Origin of the sequence: Silvania sp. (assembly GCF_051656365.1) — a bacterium.
In the GTDB taxonomy this organism is placed as follows: domain Bacteria; phylum Pseudomonadota; class Gammaproteobacteria; order Enterobacterales; family Enterobacteriaceae; genus Enterobacter; species Enterobacter hatchlandensis.
On the sequence record NZ_JBOGBT010000070.1, the window covers coordinates 1 to 9,867 of the forward strand.

Genomic DNA, 9,867 nt, shown 5'->3' on the forward strand with positions numbered 1-9,867 from the left:
CAGTCGTTTATGTATTTAGGCAATGTCGCCGGTCCGCTGATGGGGGCTGGCGTGTCGGCGATGGCCGGGTTCCGCTGGGTATTTGCCGCCACCGCTGTGGTGGTACTGTTGAATATTATCCAGCTGGCGTGGGCGATGCGCCGTCGGCAGGCGCAGGTTGCCGCCCGACGCTAAACATGATGTATAATATATTGTTGATGTAACCGTCATTATCATTAATTTGAAATGACGGTTCTTATTTTATATTCATGTGCTGAATAAGATTTAAATTTAATTTAAAAGCCATTATGTCGGGCTGGCGGCGATCTATTTCACAAAAATCCGTTCCGTTTGCTGAAAATAATACTTGCACCCACTTTGCAAGCTGTTCACTGAGTGCTAAGTTCAGAAAAAACCGCTAAGGAAATAGTGCTGTGAAAAATCTCATCGCTGAATTGCTGGTCAAGCTGGCAGAAAAGGAAGAAGAGTCAAAAGAGCTGGTCGCGCAGGTCGAAGCCCTGGAGATCGTGGTTACAGCTTTGTTACGCCAGATGGCGCAAAGCGATCAGCAGGCGCTGATCAAAAGCATTGAAGGGGCGCTGGAGCAAGCCCGGCCCGATGCTGAAGTCCCGGCCCATGACAGCGAAATGCTCCAGCAGTATGTGAACAAATTGTTGCACCACCCGCGCAGCTAGTGACCTTCAGTCTTTCGCCTGCTGTCATAGAACCGTCATATCTGATGCCTATAGTCGCTCTGTTTTATTTTTTTGATGTATTTCTACATGGAGAGAAATAAGTGAAACAGAGCGCACTTTATATCGCATTAATGCCCTTATTATTTACCCCCGTTATTTATGCAGAAACAGCGGCTACCCATCCGGTACTGGAAAACCGTGCCGCGCAGGGGGATATCACCCAGCCAGGCGGCGCGCGTCGCCTGACAGAAGATCAGACCGCTGCCCTGCGCGCCTCGCTGAATGACAAACCGGCTAAAAATATTATTCTGCTGATTGGCGACGGGATGGGCGATTCCGAAATTACCGCTGCGCGTAATTACGCCGAAGGCGCGGGCGGCTTTTTCAAAGGCATTGATGCCCTGCCGCTGACCGGGCAATACACTCACTATTCGCTGGATAAAAAATCCGGCAAACCGGATTACGTCACCGATTCTGCCGCCTCTGCCACCGCGTGGACCACCGGGGTGAAAACCTATAACGGCGCGCTGGGTGTAGATATCCACGAGAAAGATCATCAGACCATCCTCGAGCTTGCCAAAGCGGCGGGGCTGGCGACCGGCAACGTTTCAACGGCCGAACTACAGGATGCGACACCGGCAGCATTAGTGGCCCACGTGACCTCACGTAAATGCTATGGCCCGACGGTAACCAGCGAAAAATGCGCCAGCAATGCGCTGGAAAAAGGCGGCAAAGGCTCGATCACTGAACAGCTGCTGAATGCCCGGGCTGACGTCACCCTGGGGGGTGGGGCAAAAACCTTCGCTGAAACCGCAACTACCGGCGAGTGGTCGGGCAAAACCCTGCGTGAGCAGGCGCAGGCGCGCGGCTACCAGCTGGTGAGCGACGCCTCATCCCTGGCCGCCATTACGGAAGCCGGGCAGGATAAGCCGCTGCTGGGGCTGTTCGCCGAGGGCAACATGCCGGTGCGCTGGGAAGGGCCGAAAGCCAGCTATCACGGCAACATTGATAAGCCTGCGGTGACCTGTACGCCAAATCCTAAGCGTAACGATTCGGTGCCAACCCTGGCGGCGATGACCGAGAAAGCCATCTCCCTGCTGAGCAAAAACGAAAAGGGCTTCTTCCTGCAGGTGGAAGGCGCGTCGATCGATAAGCAGGATCACGCGGCGAATCCGTGCGGACAGATTGGCGAAACCGTCGATCTGGACGAAGCGGTGCAGAAGGCGCTGGCGTTCGCGAAGCAGGACGGTAACACGCTGGTTATTGTTACCGCTGACCATGCCCATGCCAGCCAGATCGTGGCTCCGGACACCAAAGCACCGGGCCTGACCCAGGCGCTGACCACCAAAGACGGTGCGGTGATGGCAATGAGCTACGGCAACTCGGAAGAGGAGTCGATGGAACATACCGGCAGCCAGCTGCGCATCGCGGCCTACGGCCCGCATGCGGCTAACGTGGTGGGTCTGACGGATCAAACCGATCTGTTCTACACCATGAAAGCGGCGTTAAGCCTGAAGTAACCTCGCTGCCCGGCAGGAATTTTCCCCTGTCGGGTGGTTTTTTTATCAGCACCGACCAGACTTAGGGTGAACATTCACTGAAGGATAGTGCTATGAAAATCACACTGCTGGTTACTCTGCTATTCAGCCTGTTCTCACTCGCCCCGGCGGGCGCGCAAGATAAACAACCCACCCCGCAGCAGCAACGTATGACCACCTGCAATCAGCAGGCCACCGCGCAGGCGCTGAAAGGCGATTCCCGCAAAACTTACATGAGCGATTGCCTGAAAAATTCCTCGTCTAAACCGGCCGAAAAAAGCCTGACGCCGCAGCAGCAAAAGATGCGTGAATGCAACGTACAGGCGACTGAGCAGTCCCTGAAAGGGGACGACCGTAACAAGTTTATGAGTGCCTGTTTGAAGAAATCTGTCTAGTTCAAAAGGGTGAGCCGCGGCGGCGGCTCACCCGAAATTTCATACTTAGCTTTTTGTAACCATTTCTATAATTTGGGAAATTCTATACAGATCAGAGAATTCCCAAAATCATATGAATGATGAAAACATTTATACCAAAGCCTTTGCCCGAGAAGGAATAAATCAACCTCGTTCGGCAGATGAGCATTACCGGTCTGGTTTGCGGTTTGCGCGTCGGCTGCGTTTACCGAGGACGGCGGGTCTGGCTATTCTCTTTTTCCCTGTTGCCAGCGTGTTGGTTGAGGAGTCGGTCGCCGGGAGCTGGTGGCTGCTGCTGGTCGGCTGGGCGTTCGTCTGGCCCCACCTGGCCTGGCAACTGTCGGCCCGTTCCGCCGATCCCTGTCATAGCGAAATTGTGAACCTCAAAGTCGATGCCATTATTGCCGGGATCTGGATCGGCCTGATGGAGATGAACTCAATGCCCACCGCCGCGCTGGTGATGATGATGGGCATGAACCTGATGGGGACAGGGGGGTTGCGCCTGTTTGGATCCGGGACGCTGATGGCCACCCTGGCGGTGATCGTGACCCTGCAATTAACCCACGGGGAGCCGCATTACACCAGCACGCCGCTGGAGAGTCTGCTGGCGCTGCCGGTGCTGGTCGCCTATCCTCTGCTCTTCGCCTGGGTTAGCCATCGCACCACTACCCGCCTGTCCGAGCATAAACGGCGGCTGGAATTGATGAGTAATCTGGACGGGATGACCGGGGTGTTTAACCGCCGTCACTGGGAATTACTGCTGCGCACCGAATTTGAAAACTGCCGCCGCTACCACCGCAGTGCCACCATTCTGCTGATCGATATCGATCACTTTAAGAGCATTAACGATACCTGGGGCCATGACGTTGGCGATCAGGCGATCATCGCCGTCACCCGTCAGCTGCAGCTCACGCTGCGCGCCTGCGATATGGTGGGGCGTTTTGGCGGGGATGAATTTACGGTGATCATGAGCGGGACGTCGCCGGAAAGTGCGATCGCGGCGATGTCCCGGGTCCACGAGCGGCTGGCCGATTTTCACCTGCCCGCTGCGCCGCAGGTCAGGCTCAGCATCAGCGTGGGCGTGGCGCCGTTAACGTCGTCGATGGTGCATTATCAGGAGTGGTTGAAAGCGGCAGATATCGCGCTGTATCGGGCGAAAAATGCCGGACGTAACCGCACCGAAGTGGCGGCCTGACGCCCGGCAATCGGTCAGGATTTACTCAGCAGTTCTGATTTTTCCATGCACTTGCTCATGGCTTCAATCACCGCCGAGCGGAACCCGCGCTCCTCGAGAACACGCACCGCTTCGATAGTGGTGCCGCCCGGTGAGCAGACCATGTCTTTCAGCTCGCCCGGATGTTTACCGGTTTCCAGCACCATTTTGGCGGAACCCATTACCGCCTGCGCTGCAAATTTATAGGCCTGCGCGCGCGGCATACCCCCCAACACTGCCGCATCAGCCATCGCTTCGATAAACATAAAGACGTAAGCGGGCGCCGATCCGCTGACCCCCACCACCGGATGGATCATCGCTTCGGCAATCACTTCGGCTTCGCCAAAGCAGCGGAAGATGTTGATCACATCGGCCGTCTCTTCTGACGTCACCAGCGCGTTAGGGGTGATGGACGTCATGCCTGCGTTAACCAGCGACGGGGTGTTCGGCATGGCGCGGACGATTTTGCGATCGTGACCCAGCGCGCGTGCCAGTTGATCGAGGGTGACGCCGGCGGCAATCGACACCACCAGCGTCTCTTTATTCAGGCTGGAGGTGATGTCGCCCAGCACTTTGAGCATGATATTGGGCTTGACCGCGCCGAAGACGATATCGGCGACCTGGGCCACTTCCTGCGCGCTTTGCGCGGCGTTGATCCCGTACTGGTCGTGCAGGGCGGCGACTTTGTCCGGCGACGGGGTATAGACCCAAATCTGGCCGGGCAGCACCTGACCGCTGGCAATCAGGCCGCCGAGAATGGCTTTACCCATGTTACCGCAGCCAATAAAACCGATTTTTTTGTCCATCACGTCTCCCTCTTAAGCGTTGTTATGTCTGTGGAACTTTAGCCTATCGCGGTTTTTTACGCAGCATTAAAGCGTCTGCGGCTTTGCCTGGGGTGTAAAGCAGGCGACAATGGTGCGCAACTTTGTCAGCCGGGGAGAAAACATGGCGATTTGGGTGGATGCCGATGCGTGTCCAAATGTGATTAAAGAGATCCTGTTTCGCGCCGCCGAGCGCGTTCAGATGCCGATGACGCTGGTGGCGAACCAAAATATCCGCGTGCCGCCTTCGCGCTTTATCCGCTCCATGCGGGTACCGGCCGGGTTTGATGTGGCCGATAACGAAATTGTGCGCCTGTGCAGCCCGGAGGATCTGGTGATCACCGCCGATATTCCGCTGGCAGCAGAAGTGCTTGAGAAAGGTGCCGCCGCGCTGAATCCGCGCGGTGAACGCTATTCCCCGGCGACAATCCGCGAAAAGCTGACGATGCGTGACTTTATGGACACGATGCGCGCCAGCGGTATCCAGACCGGCGGACCGGATGGATTATCCCAGCGCGACCGGCAGCTGTTTGCGGCAGAGCTGGACAAGTGGCTGCTGGAAGTGAAGCGTCGTCAGGGCTAATCGCTCATTATATTAATGATTGTGCTACCCTACGCGCGTTGTGGGGTTGTCAACGGCAGGTGGGTTCAGGTAAGGTGAGCGCACCCGTCAATGCCATCATTTCTTTACAGGATAACCCCTGATATTTCTGGGATTGACTGAGTTGTAATTTTAATACCACGCCTGATGTAATACATTTTTTACGCTTACTTTATGTACTAGTTTAATGGTATTATTGCGCGCTTTTCGACTTCACGCTCCGCACGCCTGCGGCCTCAAGGGGAACACCTGGATATGACCCAGCCTATTTTTTTAATTGGCCCCCGCGGCTGTGGAAAAACAACCGTCGGTCTTGAACTGGCGCGCCTTTGCCAGAGTCAGTTTGTTGATACCGACCACTGGTTGCAGACCCACGCCGGAAAAAGCATCGCCGAGATCGTCGAGCAGGAAGGCTGGGAGAGTTTCCGCGCCCGCGAAACGGCTACCCTTGAAGCGGTCACCGCCGCGTCCGGGATCATCGCCACCGGTGGCGGCATTATTTTGTCTCCTTACAACCGGCAGTTTATGCGCGAGAAGGGGATTGTGATTTACCTGAGCGCCCCGGTACCGGTGCTGGTAGAACGCCTGGAAGCGTCCCCGGAAGAGGGACAGCGCCCGACCCTGACCGGCAAACCGATCGGTGAAGAGGTGAGTGCAGTGCTGGCCGAGCGCGACGCGCTCTATCGCGAAGCCGCCCACCACATCGTCGATGCCTCGTTAACTCCCGCCCAGGTGGTGCAGCACATCGTCAGGGTGCTGGATCTGGCATGCGCCAGTTAACTGAAGTCTATACTGATAGTTCAGCCATCAAATAAGGATGAACTATGCCAACCAGACCTCCCTATCCGCGTGAAGCCCGCATCGTTGCCGTTGAAAAGGGCGCCACGGGCCACACCGTCACCTGGTATCAACTGCGCGCCGACCATCCGAAACCTGATTCGCTGATCAGCGAGCATGAAACGGAGCAGGAAGCGCAGGATGCCAAAGTGCGTTACGAAGATCCCGATAAGACCTGAGCCTTTTCTGAAAGCGAAAAAAACGTGCTGCTGTCACACTTTTCAGACAGAAAAAACCGTTAATGGAGGGAATGTTCAGGTTTAACAGCGACATTGTTTTTCAGCGCCGGATATTTACATTCCGGCTTCTGAAACAGCTGCTACGCTTGTCAGCGGTTAATTAATGAACAGAAATCGTACAGCGAAGTGAGACTGTGTCATGGCAGTAGTAGTGAGTAGAGAAAGGCGAGAACGATGAAAGCGACGTTGGCGATCCTCACCATTGGGGTAGTCCCGGTAAGCGAAGTATTACCGCTCTTAACCGAGCATGTGTCTGAACAACAAATTACCCATCACAGTCTGCTGGGCAAGTTGAGTCGGGAAGAGGTCATGGAGGACTACGCCCCTGACGCCGGCGACGTAGTGTTGCCGACGCTTCTTTGCGACGGCGGGCTGGCAAACGTCTCGCTTCGCAAGATCGAGCGTGCCCTGCAAAGCGTGATCGAAGTGCTCGATAATCAAGGTTATGACGTGATCCTGCTGATGAGCACCGCCAATATTACCGGGCTGGTTGCCCGCAAGGCGATCCTGCTGGAGCCAATGCGGATCATTCCGCCGCTGGTGGGATCGATTGTCGACAGCCATCAGGTTGGGGTGATCGTACCGATCCCGGAACTGCTGGAAAACCAGTCGCAGAAGTGGCAAGGGCTGGTCAATGCGCCGCTGCTTGCGGTGGCCAATCCCATCTGGGACAGCGAAGCAAAACTGATTGACGCCGGACGGGATCTGCTGGATCGCGGGGCCGACGTGCTGATGCTCGACTGCCTTGGTTTCCACCAGCGTCACCGTGACTTATTGCAAAAAACGCTGGACGTACCGGTGCTGCTTTCCAACGTGCTGGTTGCCCGCCTGGCCTCGGAATTACTGGTGTAATGATTTTACGTGACAGGCATGGAGTGTCACCCCTATATTGGATTCACATCCAACGACAATAAGGACCAGTCCATGCTTCAAAGTAATGAATACTTTTCCGGTAAAGTGAAATCCATTGGTTTTACCAGCAGCATTACTGGCCGTGCCAGTGTCGGCGTGATGGCGGAAGGCGAGTATGCCTTCGGTACCGCACAGCCTGAAGAGATGACCGTCGTGAGCGGCTCGCTGAAAGTGTTATTGCCGGGTGAAACCGAGTGGAAGGTCTATAACCCAGGCGATGTGTTCAACGTGCCGGGCCACAGCGAATTCCACCTGCAGGTGGCTGAACCTGCGTCCTACCTGTGTCGTTACCTGTAAAAAAAAGAGCCGGGTTAACCCGGCTCTGATTCTTCGCTTTGAAGCCTCAACGCTGCGCTTCGCCGCCTAATCCTTCGACCAGACTCTGAATTAACGCCGCCAGTTCACCCGTCATCAGAATGAAATCCGCATCGAAACGCTGGGCATAATCGTCCCGGTCGATATCGTCGTTCTGATCGCGCAGCTCGTCGCAGAATTTCAGGCGTTTAATCGAGCCATCGTCACACATTACAAACTGAATACGCTGCTGCCAGTCGAGGGCCAGCTTGGTGACCAGTTTACCCGCTTCGATATGCACCGCGATTTCGTCGCTGACCAGATCCTGCTTCTTGGCGCGGATCACGCCGCCGTCTTCGAGGATCGCTTTCAGTTCGGCTTCATCCAGCAGCTGGAAACCTTGCGCCACGCTGTTGGCGCGCACCCACTCGGTCAGCGTCAGCTCGATTGGATTTTCCATCGTCAGCGGCACCACCGGCAGCGAGCCCAGGCTCTTACGCAGCAGGGCCAGCGTGTCTTCGGCTTTTTTGGCGCTGGCGCAGTCGACCATAATTAAACCGTTCACTGTATCAATCCACATCATCGTCTGGTTGAAGCGGCTAAAGGCGCGCGGCAGCAGCGAGTGCAGGACCTCATCTTTCAGTGAATCTTTTTCGGTTTTTTTCAGCTTGCGGCCCTGTTCGGCCTCCAGCTTAGAAATTTTGGCTTCCAGCGCCTGTTTAACCACCGGCGATGGCAGGATTTTCTCTTCCTTGCGCGCGCAGATGATGATTTGACCATTGGTGGTGTGGGTCAGCGCATCGCTCTGCGATCCCATCGGCGGAACCCAACCTGTTTTCGCCATCTCCTGGCTGCCACACGGGGTAAATCCGTAAAGGGCTAACTGTTTTTCCATCTCGTCTGCGCGAAGCTCGACGTCGCGGCTGAGACGGTAAACCATCAAATTTTTGAACCACAGCATGATAATTTCCACGGCCTTGTCGTTAAATGCAGCGGGCATGATAGCGAATTGTCGCATCGCTTGCATTGCTAATCGGGTAGCGGGCTTCTACTCTGTTGATAATCAAAAAAATGAGGAGTGTCCTGTGCGTATTGGTATTGATCTCGGCGGCACCAAAACAGAAGTGATCGCCCTTGGCGAGCAGGGGGAGCAGCTTTTTCGCCATCGTCTGCCGACCCCGCGTGACGACTATCGACTGACCATCGAGACCATCGCCCAGCTGGTGGAGATGGCGGAACACGCCACCGGCCAGACGGGGACGGTGGGGATGGGCATTCCGGGCTCTATTTCGCCCTATACCGGGGTGGTAAAAAACGCCAACTCGACCTGGCTTAACGGCCAGCCGTTCGACCGCGATCTGAGCCAGCGACTGAACCGTGAAGTGCGGCTGGCGAACGACGCCAACTGCCTGGCGGTGTCGGAGGCCATTGACGGCGCGGCGGCGGGTGCGCAAACGGTGTTTGCGGTAATTATCGGTACCGGCTGCGGGTCGGGTGTGGCGTTTAATGGGCGTGCCCATATCGGCGGCAACGGTACCGCAGGCGAGTGGGGGCATAACCCGCTGCCGTGGATGGATGAAGATGAGCTGAAATACCGCGCCGAAGTGCCGTGCTACTGCGGCAAGCAGGGCTGTATCGAGACCTTTATCTCCGGGACCGGCTTCGCCACCGACTATCGTCGTCTGAGCGGCCATCCGCTGAAAGGCAGCGAGATAATGCGGCTGGTGGAGGAGCAGGACGCGGTGGCGGAGCTGGCGTTCAGCCGCTACGAAATGCGGCTGGCAAAATCGCTGGCGCACGTGGTCAATATTCTCGACCCGGATGTGATCGTATTGGGCGGTGGGATGAGCAACGTCGACCGCCTGTATACCACCGTGCCTCAGTTGGTGAAGCAGTGGGTGTTTGGCGGCGAGTGTGAAACGCCAATCCGTAAAGCGGTGCATGGCGACTCCAGCGGCGTGCGCGGTGCAGCCTGGCTGTGGCCGGAGTAAAAGCAAAACGGCAACGTCAGTGGCCATTTTTAGTGTTTGTGCCCTCTCCCGGTGGGCTGAGGAATCCCCACAAAAAAATTAGCACGGTCGGCCCCCTCTCCATTCAGGGAGAGGGTTGGGGTGAGGGGGAGCATGCGGCTCCGGTGGTGGTTCCGTTCACTTTAAGTGTTGTGCTTCTCTGTCAGTCGCGTTACCCGTGAACGTGCCAGGGCGGCTCAATCGCCACCGCCCTGGCTACCCGGGCTCCCGGCAAGAAAATCGTCGCTACGCGGATTATTCGCCCCATCCTTGGGGCTCACCCCTTCGGGGCCAGCGCAAGCGCTGTTCAAAA

The 9,867-nt window shown here is 56.3% G+C and carries 12 protein-coding genes and 1 pseudogene; 11 read left to right on the top strand and 2 right to left on the bottom strand.

Annotated elements, in window-relative coordinates; all coding sequences use genetic code 11:
• The 5 genes and pseudogenes from ACRDD5_RS13605 to adrA all read left to right on the top strand — a co-directional run.
• Window positions 1-174: pseudogene (locus ACRDD5_RS13605) on the top strand (multidrug transporter subunit MdtG); the annotation flags it as partial.
• Window positions 175-413: 239 nt separating this feature from the next.
• Window positions 414-674 (top strand): anti-adapter protein IraP, encoded by a 261-nt coding sequence (iraP, locus tag ACRDD5_RS13610; protein WP_271280853.1) that lies wholly within the window; start codon window positions 414-416, stop codon window positions 672-674.
• Window positions 675-775: 101 nt separating this feature from the next.
• Window positions 776-2,194, top strand: a complete 1,419-nt coding sequence (gene phoA / locus ACRDD5_RS13615) for an alkaline phosphatase (RefSeq protein WP_271280854.1) — start codon at window positions 776-778, stop codon at window positions 2,192-2,194.
• A 92-nt stretch (window positions 2,195-2,286) separates the two neighbouring features.
• Window positions 2,287-2,607, top strand: coding sequence for a phosphate starvation-inducible protein PsiF (gene psiF, locus ACRDD5_RS13620; RefSeq protein ID WP_438677059.1), 321 nt, complete (start codon window positions 2,287-2,289; stop codon window positions 2,605-2,607).
• Window positions 2,608-2,719: 112 nt separating this feature from the next.
• The gene (gene adrA / locus ACRDD5_RS13625) at window positions 2,720-3,820 is read left to right on the top strand and encodes a diguanylate cyclase AdrA (RefSeq protein WP_271280856.1); all 1,101 of its coding nucleotides are present in this window, start codon (window positions 2,720-2,722) and stop codon (window positions 3,818-3,820) included.
• Window positions 3,821-3,834: 14 nt separating this feature from the next.
• On the opposite strand, the gene proC is transcribed toward adrA, so the two are convergent.
• Window positions 3,835-4,644 carry a pyrroline-5-carboxylate reductase gene (gene proC / locus ACRDD5_RS13630; protein ID WP_271280857.1) on the bottom strand — a complete coding sequence of 270 codons (810 nt, stop codon included), beginning with the start codon at window positions 4,642-4,644 and terminating at the stop codon, window positions 3,835-3,837.
• A gap of 142 nt (window positions 4,645-4,786) precedes the next feature.
• Here proC and ACRDD5_RS13635 point away from each other — a divergent pair, with 142 nt between their 5' ends.
• The 5 genes from ACRDD5_RS13635 to ppnP all read left to right on the top strand — a co-directional run bounded on the left by ACRDD5_RS13635 (window position 4,787) and on the right by ppnP (window position 7,548).
• A complete protein-coding gene (locus ACRDD5_RS13635; protein ID WP_271280867.1) occupies window positions 4,787-5,245 on the top strand; it encodes a YaiI/YqxD family protein in 459 nt (152 codons plus the stop codon).
• Between the two features lie 273 nt (window positions 5,246-5,518).
• Complete coding sequence (aroL, locus tag ACRDD5_RS13640; protein ID WP_271280858.1) at window positions 5,519-6,043, top strand: shikimate kinase AroL; 525 nt, start codon at window positions 5,519-5,521, stop codon at window positions 6,041-6,043.
• 44 nt (window positions 6,044-6,087) lie between these two features.
• Window positions 6,088-6,279, top strand: coding sequence for a protein YaiA (yaiA, locus tag ACRDD5_RS13645; protein ID WP_271280859.1), 192 nt, complete (start codon window positions 6,088-6,090; stop codon window positions 6,277-6,279).
• Window positions 6,280-6,513: 234 nt separating this feature from the next.
• Complete coding sequence (locus tag ACRDD5_RS13650) at window positions 6,514-7,191, top strand: AroM family protein (protein ID WP_271280860.1); 678 nt, start codon at window positions 6,514-6,516, stop codon at window positions 7,189-7,191.
• Window positions 7,192-7,263: 72 nt separating this feature from the next.
• Entirely contained in the window at window positions 7,264-7,548 is a 285-nt protein-coding gene (gene ppnP, locus ACRDD5_RS13655) for a pyrimidine/purine nucleoside phosphorylase (RefSeq protein ID WP_106992107.1), read from the top strand.
• Window positions 7,549-7,594: 46 nt separating this feature from the next.
• On the opposite strand, the gene rdgC is transcribed toward ppnP, so the two are convergent.
• Window positions 7,595-8,506, bottom strand: coding sequence for a recombination-associated protein RdgC (gene rdgC / locus ACRDD5_RS13660; protein WP_438677060.1), 912 nt, complete (start codon window positions 8,504-8,506; stop codon window positions 7,595-7,597).
• 124 nt (window positions 8,507-8,630) lie between these two features.
• Between rdgC and mak the strand changes: the two genes are divergently transcribed.
• Window positions 8,631-9,536, top strand: coding sequence for a fructokinase (mak, locus tag ACRDD5_RS13665; protein ID WP_438677061.1), 906 nt, complete (start codon window positions 8,631-8,633; stop codon window positions 9,534-9,536).
• The last annotated feature ends 331 nt before the right edge of the window (window positions 9,537-9,867 follow it).